The 16,046-nt window shown below is 40.9% G+C and carries 13 protein-coding genes; 6 read left to right on the forward strand and 7 right to left on the reverse strand.

Annotated features, from left to right (window positions below):
- Positions 1-19 precede the first annotated feature (19 nt).
- Positions 20-736: a transporter substrate-binding domain-containing protein gene (locus J8M01_RS07715; protein ID WP_210995278.1), complete on the forward strand. Its 717-nt coding sequence runs from the start codon at positions 20-22 to the stop codon at positions 734-736.
- 292 nt (positions 737-1,028) lie between these two features.
- On the opposite strand, the gene J8M01_RS07720 is transcribed toward J8M01_RS07715, so the two are convergent.
- From J8M01_RS07720 to J8M01_RS07735, 4 genes are all read right to left on the reverse strand, one after another.
- On the reverse strand, positions 1,029-2,150 hold the full coding sequence (locus tag J8M01_RS07720) for a hypothetical protein (protein WP_211057605.1): 1,122 nt from the start codon (positions 2,148-2,150) through the stop codon (positions 1,029-1,031).
- A 100-nt stretch (positions 2,151-2,250) separates the two neighbouring features.
- Positions 2,251-3,723 carry a winged helix-turn-helix domain-containing protein gene (locus tag J8M01_RS07725; RefSeq protein ID WP_211057606.1) on the reverse strand — a complete coding sequence of 491 codons (1,473 nt, stop codon included), beginning with the start codon at positions 3,721-3,723 and terminating at the stop codon, positions 2,251-2,253.
- Between the two features lie 387 nt (positions 3,724-4,110).
- Entirely contained in the window at positions 4,111-4,731 is a 621-nt protein-coding gene (locus J8M01_RS07730; protein WP_211057607.1) for a hypothetical protein, read from the reverse strand.
- Between the two features lie 150 nt (positions 4,732-4,881).
- Positions 4,882-6,252, reverse strand: a complete 1,371-nt coding sequence (locus J8M01_RS07735) for a pyridoxal-dependent decarboxylase (RefSeq protein WP_211057608.1) — start codon at positions 6,250-6,252, stop codon at positions 4,882-4,884.
- A 93-nt stretch (positions 6,253-6,345) separates the two neighbouring features.
- Between J8M01_RS07735 and J8M01_RS07740 the strand changes: the two genes are divergently transcribed.
- The 3 genes from J8M01_RS07740 (at position 6,346) to J8M01_RS07750 (ending at position 9,823) form a co-directional block, all read left to right on the forward strand.
- The gene (locus J8M01_RS07740; protein WP_211057609.1) at positions 6,346-7,737 is read left to right on the forward strand and encodes a PLP-dependent aminotransferase family protein; all 1,392 of its coding nucleotides are present in this window, start codon (positions 6,346-6,348) and stop codon (positions 7,735-7,737) included.
- A gap of 71 nt (positions 7,738-7,808) precedes the next feature.
- On the forward strand, positions 7,809-9,164 hold the full coding sequence (locus J8M01_RS07745) for an MATE family efflux transporter (protein WP_211057610.1): 1,356 nt from the start codon (positions 7,809-7,811) through the stop codon (positions 9,162-9,164).
- Between the two features lie 71 nt (positions 9,165-9,235).
- Positions 9,236-9,823, forward strand: coding sequence for a hypothetical protein (locus J8M01_RS07750; protein WP_211057611.1), 588 nt, complete (start codon positions 9,236-9,238; stop codon positions 9,821-9,823).
- An 8-nt stretch (positions 9,824-9,831) separates the two neighbouring features.
- Here the strand turns inward: J8M01_RS07750 and J8M01_RS07755 are convergent, their stop codons facing one another.
- Complete coding sequence (locus J8M01_RS07755; RefSeq protein WP_211057612.1) at positions 9,832-10,455, reverse strand: LysE family translocator; 624 nt, start codon at positions 10,453-10,455, stop codon at positions 9,832-9,834.
- 212 nt (positions 10,456-10,667) lie between these two features.
- On the opposite strand from J8M01_RS07755, the gene J8M01_RS07760 reads away from it, so the two are divergent.
- Both J8M01_RS07760 and J8M01_RS07765 read left to right on the forward strand, forming a co-directional pair.
- A complete protein-coding gene (locus J8M01_RS07760; protein WP_211057613.1) occupies positions 10,668-12,866 on the forward strand; it encodes an LruC domain-containing protein in 2,199 nt (732 codons plus the stop codon).
- Positions 12,866-13,384 carry a hypothetical protein gene (locus J8M01_RS07765; RefSeq protein WP_211057614.1) on the forward strand — a complete coding sequence of 173 codons (519 nt, stop codon included), beginning with the start codon at positions 12,866-12,868 and terminating at the stop codon, positions 13,382-13,384. Before J8M01_RS07760 ends, J8M01_RS07765 begins: the two co-directional genes overlap by 1 nt.
- Here J8M01_RS07765 and J8M01_RS24335 read toward each other — a convergent pair.
- Together J8M01_RS24335 and J8M01_RS07775 are read right to left on the reverse strand one after the other, a co-directional pair.
- Positions 13,381-14,658 carry an ATP-binding protein gene (locus J8M01_RS24335; RefSeq protein WP_210995267.1) on the reverse strand — a complete coding sequence of 426 codons (1,278 nt, stop codon included), beginning with the start codon at positions 14,656-14,658 and terminating at the stop codon, positions 13,381-13,383. The genes J8M01_RS07765 and J8M01_RS24335 overlap by 4 nt on opposite strands.
- The gene (locus J8M01_RS07775) at positions 14,655-16,037 is read right to left on the reverse strand and encodes a sigma-54 dependent transcriptional regulator (RefSeq protein ID WP_211057615.1); all 1,383 of its coding nucleotides are present in this window, start codon (positions 16,035-16,037) and stop codon (positions 14,655-14,657) included. Before J8M01_RS07775 ends, J8M01_RS24335 begins: the two co-directional genes overlap by 4 nt.
- Positions 16,038-16,046: the final 9 nt, after the last annotated feature.

Consider the following 16,046-nt stretch of genomic DNA (forward strand, 5'->3'; position numbering starts at 1 on the left):
CGGCAGCACCTCAAACTACATGAAGTATTTATTTGTATTATTACTCATCATGTCTAAACCCCATGCACAAGAGTACCATTTTGCCTCGATTAACTATCTCATTGAGCAAGAAATTGGCAGAGTTATTTTGTCTGAAGTTTATAACGAGTTAGGCATAAAAATTACCATTTCCCCCTTACCAGGGAAACGCGCTCAACATGAAGCACGAACCGGTTTGAAGGACGGGGAAATAATGCGTATTTATAGCTATGGTAAAGAAACACCTTCCACTATCCGGGTTCCTACGCCTTATTATTATTTAGAAACAATGGCATTTGTGCGCATCGATAGCAATATAGACATAAAAACACCTAAAGATCTAAACCAATACCGTATTGTTAAAGTCAGAGGCGTAAAACATACCCAAAATATCACGAAAGGAATGCCTCACGTCACAGACATGGATTCTACAAAACAGCTTATGAGACTGGTGTCAGCGGGTCTTGCGGACGTTGCATTAACCAACACACTCGACGGCCTGGTGATGTTAGAACAACTGAATATTACCAATGTCATACCATCACCGCAAAGCCTTGACCGGCAGAGTCTATATCACTATGTTCATCAATCTCTTGCACACCTAGTACCTGAAGTAGACCAAAAAATCATAGAAATGAAGCAATCAGGGAAGTTAGATGCACTCATTCTCAAAGCTGAAAAGCAAATCATTAGAAGTTATGGGAATCACGCAAAATAGCTTTGTGCAACTCCCCCGTGTCATTAACTTACGTGCTTACAATCTCTACTAATCAGTACATTACACACTTCATCAAGCAGCGACTTTAGTCAGTTAGCATGTAAAAACAATTGAGCCTGCAAATTACATTAAATGTATGGTCATACAGGCAACTGATAAATGATTTACCACTAGGAACAAATTTCAGTCTGTTGTTATTTCACATCAGTCGTTCTCAATGCCATTGCAGTTAAGGCATTATTTGTCGCTGGTACCTTACACAATTGCAATGAGTAAGCATGTTAATATACGTTTACAAGGAATGGCTAACAAGCACTCGGTCAACCAGCTCCAGTGCCGTGGTCAAGTTCTCTAAGTCTCGATATAAAATACCATCTTTTCCTGAGTGATGACCTCGTCCAACAATGGTCATTTTTTGTAGCTGCTGTGGTTGTGAAAAATCAATCACCGTTTCATACACCACTGACGGTTGCGCAGAATAACCATCTCCCGAGTAGACTTTGTCATCCGGGAATCTATCACTACGATAATAACTGTTGTAATCAAAGGAGTGATTTATTTCTAGCCTAACCCGATATTGGCCAGCTAATCTATCCCTCATTTGAGTATGGTAAATGAAGTTATTCATCATCGTAGCGCCACTATATCCATCCACTTGTAATGCATTATCTGTTGGCAAAAAATAACCATTACTTGTCTGTTTGCCTAACTTATGCAAAAAAACAGGTAAAGACTCGGGCCTCATACGTGTGTTCTTTGTTTGTGGATCTTCCCCTCCCTCTAAAGCCGTTAATGCGAGTGGATTTTCACCAATCATTAAATGGCTATCAAATACCTGCTCAGCATCCACTTTCGTCACTTTGTTTGTAAAATTATTGGTTGCAATTGAACGCGTGACATATAAAGGTTGAACAAATTCACCCTCCAGTGTTTCAATCCAAAGCGCGTATTGTGGCCACATAAAATACGGACCTTTTTTGAATTCAACAGTGACCGTCTGTCCCTGTGCTTTTGGGATGGCAGCGTTGTACTCTTCAAATATAACCTCTTTGCCATGCTCAGCTTTGTCTGCCGCTTTTAATGATTGTCCAAATCGATACACCATCGCTGCAGGACTCAAACTAAAATAAGGTGCCATACTTAAATATGTCACTAAGCTTATCGCTAAGAAAAATGACAATGAGTAAGCGCCATTATGCTTTTTGAGAGGGTTTAAATAACTAAGAAGTATCCGTCGATTCTTAATTGTGTGCCAAACAATAGTACCGCTCATCACCACACCTATCATTGTGTGCATAACCGAAATTGCTGCATCATGGCGCTGAGTGAATAACAAAATAGATGTGACAAGCATCACCAAAAAAGCAAAAAATAAGAGTGTCCCAATCAGCACTCGAGAATGTAAAAACGACATAACTAGCTCCTGTTAAATAAGGACTCTGTTATCTCATCAAGTTGCCTCACTCTCCAATAAAGCTTTCTAAAATTTACTGAAACATATGATATTTATACTTTTATTTAAATCCAATTTGCTCTATTAATTCGACCTGCTGATGTAATTCTCGTTGCGTTGCAATGGATTTTGCTTGCTCAAATGCAAACGTCTGCTTCTCTACGTTATTTTGCTGCTTTGCAAGTAAACCTAAACGAACCCATGTTGAAGACTCTCCCACAGGACATTTTAATACGCGATGATAGTGCATTGCCCGGTGGTAATATGCCTCTGCTTTTGAAAACTGTTGTGCTTGTGTAGCTAAATAAGCTTTTAAATCAGTTAAGTAAGCCATAAATAGCCAGTCGTGATAACTTTCAGCTAGTTTGAACGCGCGTGCGATAACTCCATATGCTTCAGTGGGACTATTGCTTTGAATTAAGTTTATCGCTTGAAAATATAATAATCGAGTCAGTTCTGAATGATCTTGCTGTTGTTGTGCCAATGGCAGTGCTATAGCCAGTTGTTGAGTTGCCTCAGCTAATTGCTGTAAATTTAAAAGCGTTTCAATGAATAGACGCTGCGCAGTCAAATTATTGGGATCTTTTAGGACGATGACTTCTAACAACTCTTTTGCCGCAAGGTGATTATTTTCCAACCGTAAATCAATTGCCACACCCAGCATCTCATCACTAAAGTCACTATGATAATATCCGTGATTACTTTCATCACTGACCCCCAACGCCAAATTTAGTTCTTTCACTAATTTGTCAATTAACAATTGCGGGTCAGTCGAAAAAAGCACGCCTTTAGTTTGCGCTTTTCGATAGTAAAAAGTATAACTCAATTGATAATCGTGAGGTGTGCCCGATAATTTAGTACTCACTAACAACTCAGCCCCTGAGACCTGAAATATATCGCCGACGTGATGAGGCTTTATATTTTGTAACGGCACGTTTGCTCGCGCTAATACTTCCAAAACATAATCTGTCTGCAAGATCCCAAATTTATCATGGTTAGGCAACCTTTGGATCACTTGGTCCATCATACCTAATCGCACCCAACTGTGATCATTACCTTCAATATTGTTCACGGTCGGTAATATCACCACAGAGCCTGCAATATCCGAATGAAATGACGTATTAGGTGCTGACGAGAGCCAAAAGTAACTCAAGCTAAATGCCGTGGCGATAAGCAGTATCACCACAAATCTCATGTAGGGAGGGCCGATAACGGAGCTTATTACATGACTGGTTTTTACATTCGGTAACCAAATATACCCTTGCTTAGGCAATGTTTTAATCACGTCATGGTCTTGAAACAATTGACGAATTTCTTTAATCGACTGAAAGATAACCTGTTCATCCACGACGCTACTCGCCCAGACGACATCAAGAAGCTGCTGCTTAGTGACAACTTGACCTGAATTTTTAAGTAAAATAATGAGTAATTGGCATGTTTTAGGGCGGAGCGCACGCGTAGTACCATCTTCTGATATCACACTTAATGCTTTCTCATCAATGGTAAAGCCCTGTGTTTTATACTGTCGTTTCAAAACAATCTACTTTTACTGCGGATGAATCGATACAGTAATGAATTTCAACCAATAATCAATAGTAAACGCTGTAAATCTTATTTAACCTCAGGTTTGGATAAGGGTTTTGGAATAGAAAATATTTTGTAAACACACTTACGTACAATCCAATGATGATATTTTGTTTAATATCAAGGCGCTTTTATGCAGTAATAGCGCCCTATTACAAATGAAAGCAACGCCGAGAGTGAGAAAAATAGCTTTATTGGGCAAATTCGCTTATCCAGAGCTGAGGTTATTTAATCAATTTTAAATCTGTCCGTCATTACCTTGCGCACACGGCACGGTGACAACTATTTTTGATCTAAACACCATCAGCAGCTTAAAGCGCGATTAAAGTCCTGTTGACTACGCAGCAGCCTTTGCCAAAATTGACCAAGGGTTACTCGGGTCGTTCATATCTGCGTCTAAAGCATCTGATGGTACGCCACCAAGTAATGCATTTTGCGCCTCTTCTAAGCGAGCATCAAAGCCTCTTATTGCGTCAACAAACCATGCTTTTTCATAATCAGACAATCGATCATCCCCCATGATATCATCTTCGGCCAACGCCAACATTTCACGACGTACACCCAATTCTTTGTACGCCAAAAAATCAATACCTAAAGAATTAAACAATAGTGCCTGTTGCATTTCATGGCGCTCTACTTCTACATCAATGGGCATTTTCATAATCTGACTAAGTGTTTCATGGTGCAGCCCTTTACTATACTTATCAGCGGGAAGTGAATCATCAACGACAGAGTTTGCGTGCCCTTTTATCTTTTCATAATAGAAAGTTGCAAATTTAGATGCATCCCCATGGCTTCTCGATATATTCACTGCAAAATCAGAGTCAGCCTGCTTTGGCTTTTGCACATCTTCATATTGAGCATGGAACTGTGTCTGCTTATTAAGGCTCTTCTCATTGACAGCAGAAAACTGTGTATCAGGCCGACTGTTACTATTGATGTTTTGTATAAATGACATGGCACGCTGTATCCGCTTAATTCAATATTAAGCCATTGAAAGCAAAAGCCGTTCCAATAGGTTTCTCTTTATTCTAGTGCGTATGATGTCTAAACAGAGACATATTCAAACCGTGTGTTGATATTAAGCGGCAATAACTTGCCGCTTCATTTATTTTGCCAAACTGTCTAACAGCTCAATGACACATAATAAATCCTCTGTTGTGGTTTCCCAGTTACTAAATGCCGCCCGAATAATATGCTCTCCTTGCCAAACACCGGGTGTCATGAAGACTTTCCCGGACTGATTAATTGCATCCAAACACAGCCCTACTTCTTGCAGTACATGCATATCTCCTGGTTTAAACAACACGACATTTAACTCACACGGCTTAAGTAATACATAATACTGTGAATTTTCCAGCCAGCTCGCCAGTGCCTGCGCCAAATCAACATTACTTTGAATATGTGCTGTTATACCTTGTCTACCATAAGACAATAACGTAGCCCAAACAGGTAAGGCTCGGAATCTACGCGAGTTCTCAATGCCCATAGACATATAATCTTGGTTTTGCGCTGAGCTCGCTAAATAAGGTGCATCAACATGACATGTTGCGACCAAGTGATTGGGTTGGCGTGTTAAAAAAACCCCGCAATCGTAAGGGACATTTAACCATTTGTGACAATCGAGAGTGATACTGTCTGCGAATTCAATGCCATTGGTTTTATGCTCTGGGCCATTCATTAATCGTTCGAAAATACCAAATGCCGCATCAACATGTAACCAAGCGCCATGTGCTTCGCACAGTCGACTGATGGCGATTAAATCGTCGTAATCAGTTCCTGTTACTGTCGCTGCGCTGGCAATCACTATTTTTCCTCGGCTATCACAACGTGATAAATGTGTTGCTAACGAATCAATGCACATCGCCTCCGTGTCTTGTAACGTATCTACACACTGCCAATTTTGCTGACCAAACCCAGCCATCCCTAAGCTTTTTATCATGCTGGCATGTGGTGATGCGGCATAAATCATCACATCTAAGCCAGCCATGCCTTGCTGTGCAACATCAACCCCTTGTTGCGCACCAATAAATTGCCGAGCTGTTAACGCACCCAATAAATTTGCCGCAGTCGCCCCTGTTGTAAATAGTCCAGTAAAGCTATCAGGCAAATAAAATAACGTTCGGAGCCAGTCGATTGTTTGCCGCTCTAATTGCGATGCAACCGAATCGCCTCCTTTAGACACATTCTGATTAAATACCGTGACAAACCAATCGGCTAATGTCGCCGTAGGGTTAGCGCCACCTGTTACAAACCCCCAATACCGCCCTCCATTACTCGCCGACAATTTAGGTGCGACCTGATCATTGAAATGCATACAAAGTTGTTCAACCCCCATGCCATGAGTTGGCAGGGATAAGGGTTCCAAAGTTGTATCATTCGATATCACCGCTCGACAATCAAGTTCAGTATGAAATTGATTGAATTGTGCTTCAAGCATCTCTAGAAGGCGCTTTTGTGTTGCTGAGCTATATGCCATTTTTTAACCTAATTGATGACTAAACATACCCATTAGTTTATGCTCACCAATATTAGATAACAGATACAGACAATGGCTTTTTTTAGATAACAGATGAGCAAAACAGTAAAATATAAGCAGCTTGGTCAACAGCTAATTAATAATATTGAAAACAATGCATATTCAATTGATGAGCCGCTGCCATCACTGAGAACGTTTTGTGCTTTACACCAAATAAGCATGACAACGGCCTTAGCATGTTATCGCTATGTTGAATCACTGGGCTATATTACGGCATTTCCTAAAAAAGGGTATTTCGTTACGGGCCTTCCTATTACGCAACAGCACTATCAATTTCCACAATTTAAGGCCGAGCCCGCTTCATTTGTAAGACCTAAAAGCCAATTGAAGAATTTAAGTCAAACACTTGCAACAGCGGAGTTAGACAGCACTCTGATTGACAGTAAACGGCTCAGTCAATCATTAACACAAGCCTGCAAACATCATGATCAACTCTGGGGCTATGCCAGCCCTGAAGGGGAATACGTGCTTCGCCATGCGTTAAGTAATCACTTTACACATCAAGGATTTGCACTGTCAGCGAGCGATCTATTGGTCACACATGGTTGCTTAGATGCAGTTCAACACGCTATCTCGGTCACAACGAACCACAATGATGTTATTTTAGTAAGTTCTCCGTGTTACAGCGGTTTGCTTGATTTGTTATGCTCTTTGAATCGACAAGTAATAGAAATACCAAGCACTGATAATGGGTTAGACCTCGAACAAATGGAGAATGCACTACGTCAATATAGCGTGTCAGCGTGCTTACTGAGCGCAAATCATCAAAACCCAACAGGACATAGCTTAACCAATATACAAAAACAAAAAATAGCTGAATTAGCACACACCTACCAAACACCTATTATCGAAGATGATGTTTTCCGCGAACTAAGCCATACTAAAGTAACACCACTGCCAATCAAACATTACGATCGCACCGGTTGGGTGCTCTGGTGTGGTAGCTTTTCAAAATCATTGTCTGCCGGCCTTCGATTAGGTTGGTGTGCACCAGGTCGGTTTTTCGACGCCTTCTTAAAGCAGCTTTCAGTTCGTACACTTGGCGTTAATAAACCATTGCAATTAGCCATGGCTAACTATATCAACAAAGGCCACTACCAACAGCATTTAAAACACGTCAATCAACATCTGTGCACCCATAAAAATGTATACCTTCATTATTTACAGGAACAGCTCCCAAATAATAGTAGTATATACATGCCCAGTGGCGGAATGGTGTTGTGGCTGGCTATTCCAGCACTCAATACTGAGCAACTCGCCATGAAACTTGCCCACCAGCATATCTATATAAAGTCGGGTTCTTTATTTTGTAACACCAATAGGTATGATCACTGTTTCAGACTCAATATAGGCCTAGTGCCCACTGACGAAGTAAAAACACAACTCACAATAATCATTGATGAAATCAAAATACAACTCTCATAGCAATTACAATCAAGACATGAGAAACTCGATTGATAAAATAGGTACTTAAAATGGATTATTAAGAACATAAAATGCAAGACTTAACCCGCGGTCCCATTCACAAACACCTTATTACTATGTCTTTGCCAATTGCCATTGGCCTATTTATTCAAACGTTATATTTCATCATTGATTTATATTTTGTCGGCAATTTAGGGGATGTTGCCTTGGCTGGCGTGAGTACCGCTGGTAATCTGTTCTTTTTTGTCATGGCCTTAACACAAGTATTCAATGTGGGGTGCGCAACCTTGGTTGCCCATGCCATTGGGCGTAAAGACCAAAAAAATGCAGCAGCCATATATAGTCATGCCCTCTTTTACGGTATAGCCTCAACCATACTGCTAAGTGCCATAGGCTACTTATTTGGCCCATATTACTTTTCTCTTTTGGCTGCGACCAATGATATTGCAGTAACCGGATTGAGTTACCTATATTGGTTTATTCCAGCGTTAGCATTGCAGTTTATATTAACGGTTATCTCAGCCTCTATGCGTGGTGCTGGGCTCGTAAAACCTTTTATGGTCATTCAAATGGTCGCCTTGCTACTGAATATGGTGCTGTCACCAGTACTCATTACGGGCATTGGCCTGTTTAGCGGTATGCACGTAGCTGGGGCAGGCCTAGCAAGCTCTATTGCGACGATTAGTGGCCTTATTATGACTATTTTTTATATTAAGCGTACTCCAGGACTACTTAAACTGGCCCCTAATTTAATAAAGAATGACACTAAGACATTAAAATCATTACTTAAAATAGGAGGTCCGGCAGGGAGTGAGTTCATGCTAACATTCCTCTATATGGCGATTATTTATTGGGCACTAAGTCAATTAGGCACTGATGAACAAGCAGGGTTTGGTCTTGGGATCCGCATTATGCAATCTTTATTTTTACCTGTGATGGCCATTGCATTTGCGGCACCTGCTATTGCTGCTCAAAATTATGCCGCAGGTAAAATGAAACGTGTTTACACCACTTACAAAACAACCACACTTGCCACAACATCACTAATGTTTTTACTGGCCATTCCGTGTATTTTAATGCCTGAGATCTTTTTTACACCTTTTAGCAATGACCCTGAGGTTATAGCTGTGGCCGCGACATTTCTAAGCTATGTTGGGTTTAATTTTGTGCCCGCTGGTTTAGTGTTTTCATGTTCAGCGATGTTTCAAGCGTTTGGCAATACTTGGCCAGCACTCTTAAGCACTTTTTTAAGAGTGGGGAGTTTCAGTATACTGCTGGTATATTTTACTTCTCAAGCAACGATAACAACCACAACAATATGGCTTTTATCTGCTGCAACTGTTTTCTTTCAAGCACTTATTAGCTTCACTTTTTTACAACTCACGCTCAAACGTCGGCTATTTAGTAAGGTAAAAATACTGACTTAACGCCGTAATATTTGTCGGTATAGATTGTGCATAATTTACTCTGGTGCACAATCTAGCGGTAAATATTAGCCATGAAGCTTACATCAGAAGAATCAAATTTTATAACTCAGGTACTGCAACAAGACAGTACCGCGCAACTAGATATTCAACTCTCCGATATTGAGACGGCTCAGTTACAACAGTGGATGACAACACTCACCCAAGCAAGCGATCTGCAATTACTCGCAAAAATAAACTCCCAAATTATGTATTTTCCAGCCCATATAGAAACGAAAGGTAAAAACAATCCCACTTTTAGCTGCGGACTACCAAGTATTTTTGACACAAACTCAAATCACAGGCATTGGCGAACAGAAAAGTTAACTGGCGTACAACTACGGGCAACAAAATTAGGATTCTCATTTAAAGTCCTTTCTTTGTCTTTATCTGGTCTTGTTATACGTACCTTCCCATATAACGCGACTAAGTTGGCCGAATACTTGGATAACAGCAAAGTCACACTCATTTTATCTCAAGGAAATATAGCTAAATTTGATGTTACCAGTAATCGGGTCATTAACGACACCGCTATCGCGCTTGAGATAATGAACATACATGATGGGCTAATACACTTAAAGCAAGAAATTTTCGAGTATTACAATCAAGTGCATCCTGAATAAGTTCGCAACTATACAAATTGCTCGATGACCACTCGCAATGCTAACAATAAGAAAGCAACTCCTAAGATCTTATCAATGGACGACTGCTTTTTCGTCAAGTCAAATTTATCTCTGGCTTTAGCTGCCCCCACCGAAACAACAAAATACCAGGCCGTGTCAATTAGTAACACAGTTGCACACATGATCAAGGCCACTTGGATGGTCATTGCTTGCGGATCTATAAACTGAGAAAACAGTGCGACAAAAAATATCGCTAACTTTGGATTTAAAAACGCAATGGCAAAACCATCTTGTGCAGCTTGCTTGAACGTGTTTATTCCCCCTTGTTCAGATACGTTTATACCGGAGGATTTATTCATCAATATACGCAGCCCCATATAAGCCAAATACCCGGCACCACCATAAACAAGCGCTTGATATACTATAGGGAAATGATTGATCAAGCTGGCTAATCCAGCTAACGATAGTCCAGCATAAAGTCCAACACCTAAACCATGGCTCACACTTGCCACAATACCATGTGTAGCACTGTTATAGAGAGAATGACGTAAAACGACGGCTAAACTCGGCCCTGGCGACATCGCTCCAACCATACAAATAAACGCCAAACTTAACCAGGTTGTTAATTCCACTTCATACCTCATCACAGCTTAAAAAAGTCACATAATAACGGATTACGACCAATCAGAAAATTGAATTTCACTCGCAAATTGCAAACAAATAATTGCAAGATGCAAAAGTTCAGCACAAAAAAGCAATTTAAATTCTTAAATATCAATAAATTAAATATTGGAACAGCTCATGCTTTCAATAATATATCTACCTTTTAAATTGGTTCCTCATTATGAAATTAACGTCTATCGCGTCCTTGTGTATATTATGCTCTTCTGGGAGTGTGTTTGCTGGCCCATTCGAAAACTGTCCGAGTAAAGCGTTTTTAATGCAAGACTCTGTCGCAAAACTCTATGGTATTGACTTAGTTTCAGCAAAAGCCACCACCATCGCAGCCAGCCTAACACGTGAAGGCGCAGCCAATACTTCAAGCGTCAACGCTGTTGGGTTTAATTATAAAGATCAATATATGTATGGATATAGTAAGCAATCACCAGGAAGCGTTGTGCAAATTGGTGATGATTATAATATGACCGAACTTGATGTAACTGGACTACCGGATACCAATTTTTACGTCGGTGATATTCAAGTCACGGGTACAGGTGCCAGCCAAGAAGCCTTTTATTTCGTTTATACTCCTAAGTTTGGATTATATAAAATTCCACTTAATGACGACTTAACTCAGACCATTAATTCTATACACTACACTGATAGTGAAAACTGGAACCTCAATATCTTTGATTTTGCATTTCATCCAAATAGTAATCTACTGTATGCGATGGAATCAAACGGCAACTTACATGAAATAAACGTCGATAATGCAACCACCACGCTTATAACCCAATTAGACACGTCAGGTGACAGTGGTGCGTTCGGCGCAGCATACTTTGATGTGAACGGGCAGTTTTATGCGAGTAACAACAAAAGCGGTAAAATTCATAAGATAGATTTATCTACGAGTCCAGTTGTTGGATACACACCAACCGCGGCGGTGTTTACCAGTGGTCCTAAGTCATCACAAAATGACGGTGCTCGCTGCGCTATTGCTGAAGTAAAAGTAACTGATAATTCAATCGACTTTGGAGATGCCCCCAATGGCTATGCTACCACGCTTGCCGACAGTGGACCCCGTCACTTATATGACCCAAATGATGATGGCCAAAACCTTGTTTACTTGGGTGCCAGCGTGGATGGTGAAAACATAAATACTGCAGCTGATTTAGCGGCTGAACCTATTGATAACTCTGATGATGGCGTTGCTTTTGTTACTGATTTTGTTGGCGGGCAAACGACACAAGTCATTGTAACCGCCTCTCAAAATAGTTACTTGTACGCGTGGGTCGACTGGAACCAAGATCAGGTTTTCTCGTCTGACGAAGTTGCTCTAGATAAAGTCGCCATCAATGCAGGCGATAACAGTTTGCTGATTGCTGTTCCTGAAACCACATTAGAAGGCAATACATGGGCACGGTTTCGCGTCACAGATGGCACAGAAGCGTCAAACATCAGTGCAACCGGTGGCGTTTCAGGAGGAGAAGTTGAAGATTATGAAATTACCACCTATGCAAGCGATGCGTATCCAAGTGAAAGTGACTGGGTAACCCTGTCGTATGAAGATAAATGGCCTTTTGCTGGGGACTATGACTTTAACGATTTAGTGATGCACTTTAGAAGCACACGCTATAAAGAAAATGGGGCAATAGTTGGGTATCGTATTGAAGGTGAAATTGTCGGCGTTGGGGCAACTTACCACAATGGCTTCGCTGTCAGGCTTTATGATCAAATCAATGCCTCAACACAGCGCAGAGTAGCTCGATCCGAAGTCGATGAGGCCAATATTAGTTTCACCATTGATGGCGTTGTGCAAGAAAACTCTCCTCTAGAGGCGAACCGCTCAGATGCCATTATTATTGTAATGGAAGATGTTTGGGATTATGTTCAGAAAAATAGTGGATGTCAGTACTTTAGAACGGAAGCAAACTGCCAAAATGGCAGCAAAGTGACATTTTCAGTCACAATTCCCTTACTGGCACCTAAAGCACTCGCTGATTCCCCAGCGAATGTATTAGACCCATTTATCTTCGCAAGTAACGATCACTTTCACGGTGAATTCATGAATAATGTAGATAAAAGAGGCTGGGAAGTGCATTTAAAAAACAGAGCACCAACGGAAGCTTTTGCCCAGTCGCTGTACAATGTGTCAGGCAGTGACGACGCCTCTAACCCGGCTGGAAATACCTATTTTCAAACTGCTTCAGGGCTACCTTGGGCGATGGAAATTGGCTCAGCGTGGCAACACCCTATTGAAAATATTGATATAACCAATGCGTATTCTAAATTTGCCGCATTTGCGACCTCCGCAGGCAAAAACAGCATTACGTGGTATAGCGAACCGCAACTTAGTAAAGTAATTACATCAGGAGCACAATAATGAACAAATTAACTGTAACTCTATTTAGCCTTTGTTTTTTAAGTGCATGTGGCGGTGGTGAGGATGGGGCGTCTACACCGAATCAAAATTCAAGTCCTGTGGTTCAAAACCCAGACCCAGCGCCAGGCACGGGGACAACGCCAGATCCAGAACCAACACCTGAACCAACACCTGAGCCAACGCCTGACGTGACATCAATGGCAGACTTAGTCATTGATACAGACTTTGATTTATCAACTAAATTTTCTTTGCTTATTGATGTAGATTTAAAACTTGAAGACCAACGCGCTTATTTAAACATATGTCAAAAGCTCACAGGGCAAGTTAAAGCCGACAGACATAACTGTGTTCTCAGAACTGCACTAGGTAGTGCACCTCTAAATACAGTACTCACAATCAGCCGCAGCGACATTCAACTCGTCGCAGAGGTGTGGTTTTACGATAACAACACCACACCAATGACATACGAGTGGCAATATGATGCCAATAATGAACAACAACAGTTTCAAATTCGCTAATGCGCGTGTAGCACCAACGTAGCGACCGCTCCTGAGCCCTCTCGAGCGGTCAATGTCAAAGTACCACCATGTTGTTCAATTACTTTTCTGCACCACACTAATCCGATACCTTGCCCATGTTGCTTTGTGGTGTACAGTGGTACAAATAAATGCTCTGCAGACCCTAAACCGATACCATTATCAATAACATCAATCGTCAAGCCAAACTCATTTTGATCTGCACGCAGTGCAATATGGGGCACGATATCTCCAGCCTCACAAGATTCCATCGCGTTTTTTAACAAATTGATCAGTACTTGTTCAATCAGTATGGGATCCAAATTCCACTGTTCGACATTCACTAATAACGAGATCTCACAATGAGGATAAAGCTGTCGCACGCTTAAAAATAATGGGTGTAATGCGACATTACACTTACGAAGCTCTACTTGCCTTTCAAGACTACTGTAATTAGATACAAATTGCTGAAGATGCACACTCCGTTCGACAATCACTGACAGCATCTGCTTTTGAGTGTCATCATGAGAAAACTGTTCAAGTGTTTGTGCTATTGATTTAATGGGTGTGAGTGAGTTTTTTATTTCGTGACTTAGCACTTTAACCAACTGTCGCCATGCATCTGTTTGCGACTGCTTTAACTCACTTTTGATATTACTAATTAACAACAAGTGGTGTTTTTCACCATTTAAACTAATTTCACTGCCTCGTAATTGGTGTGCAGCCGCGATGGCGCCGTTAGTAAAACACCACTTTTCATCAACACGTCTGAAACCAATCTCTGTGATAATCTCTAACTTTTTCAAACGCCAGTCAGCATCTAACCAATGTGTCAACGCCACATTCCCCATAATCAAGCGATAGTCTTGGTTCACGATCAAAATAGGGCTATCAAGTGCCTGTAATAATTCATTTACTAATAATGCATGTTGATTTTGTTCGCTTTGCCATTGTCCAAAAATCGTCGTGATGTGTTCCAATTCATGATGTAACTGTGCTGCCACACCACTTTGATAAATTGGCACGGTTTTAACACTTGTATCTGAAAAGCGAATGGCATCTAAAGCGGTTTGCATCGCCCGATAAGGTGCAAAGAACTGGTTATAAATCGAATAAAACAACGCAGCATAAATAGGAGTAAACACCATAAACGCGGTCACAACATACAACCCATCACGTGTATAAACCCAAACAAAACTAAGGATTAAAAGTATTAATATCAAATAATTAATAACAGATAGAACTTTAAACAACTGCTCTTGAGAGCTGAATTTCACTGTATAAAGTCCTTTGCTGCAATATCATACTTCTCAAGCCGCCGATAGATTGCACTTTTACTGATCCCCAATAAAGCTGCGGCTTCTAACGTTTGACCTTGCGTGCTTGTTAAGGCTTGCGTTAATAAGGCTTGCTCAGCGTCAGCCAATGTCATCAATGGCAATGTCCCTGTTTGACTAATATTCTCTCGCGGATTATTCATCAATAAGGTGTCGATATCTTCCCTCACTATTTGTGTATTCACACTCAATAAAACCAAACGCTCTACCACATGGCTTAATTCTCGTAAATTACCGGGGTATTGGTGTGACTGCAGCGCCCTGAGCGCACATGGCGAAAAACACAAGTCATCTCTATGATGAGCTTGTTGATGCCGCAGTAAAAATTGTTCCGCGAGTGCCGGAATATCTTCTTTACGTTGAGCAAGGCTAGGTACCTCTATCGTTATTGTGTTAACCCGATAAAGGAGATCTTGACGAAACCTATTTTGTGCAACCATCATGACAATATCAGCGTTTGTCGCACTGAGTATTCTTGGCTTAGCAAATTGAGTCTGACTACTTCCAACCGGCTCAAAGTGGCCACTTTCTAATACCCTTAATAACTTTGCTTGTTGAGAAACGGGCATTTCCGCAATTTCATCCAAAAACAAAGTACCTTCTTTGGCCAATTCAAAGCGCCCTATTCGTGATTTATCAGCCCCTGTGAATGCCCCTTTCGTGTGTCCAAACATTTCACTTTCGAACAATGATTCTGGCACCGCTGCCATATTCACCTCGACAAACTCTCCCGAAAGATTGGAAACTTGGTGTACATAATTTGCTAACGTTGATTTACCCGTGCCATTTTCCCCAGTAAATAAAATATTTGCTTGGCTTTGTGCAACACGGTCGATTTGAGCTTTAAGGTGCTGCATCGCTGGTGAATGACAAATTAAATGAATATCAGGCGTATTGTCTGCAATTGTTTGTTTAAGCGCTTCATTTTTTTGCCCTAACGCGGATAGTTTTAATGCATTTTCAATTATCTGAGTCAGTCTTGAATTATCCCATGGCTTTTCAATGAAATCACATGCTCCACTATGTAATGCTTTTACAACCAACTCAGTATTAGCCCAAGCCGTCATAGCCACTACGGCTGGCGCCTGCACTAACTCATCGAGCTTACGCAAAAAATATAAGCCTTCTTCACCTGACGTGGTATCAAATGCAAAGTTCATATCCAAGAGAACTAAGTCTACAGTTTGCGCTTGTAATACTGACAAACCCACCACGGGTGAGTCAGCTTCTAGAATCTCATAGCCATAATTACTCAACAAAAACCTTGCTGATAACCTGACATCCGCTTTGTCATCAATTATTAATATTGTCCGCTGCATGTTCTTTTC

The sequence above is a fragment of the Pseudoalteromonas sp. MMG005 genome, from assembly GCF_018101015.1.
Lineage (GTDB): Bacteria > Pseudomonadota > Gammaproteobacteria > Enterobacterales > Alteromonadaceae > Pseudoalteromonas > Pseudoalteromonas aurantia.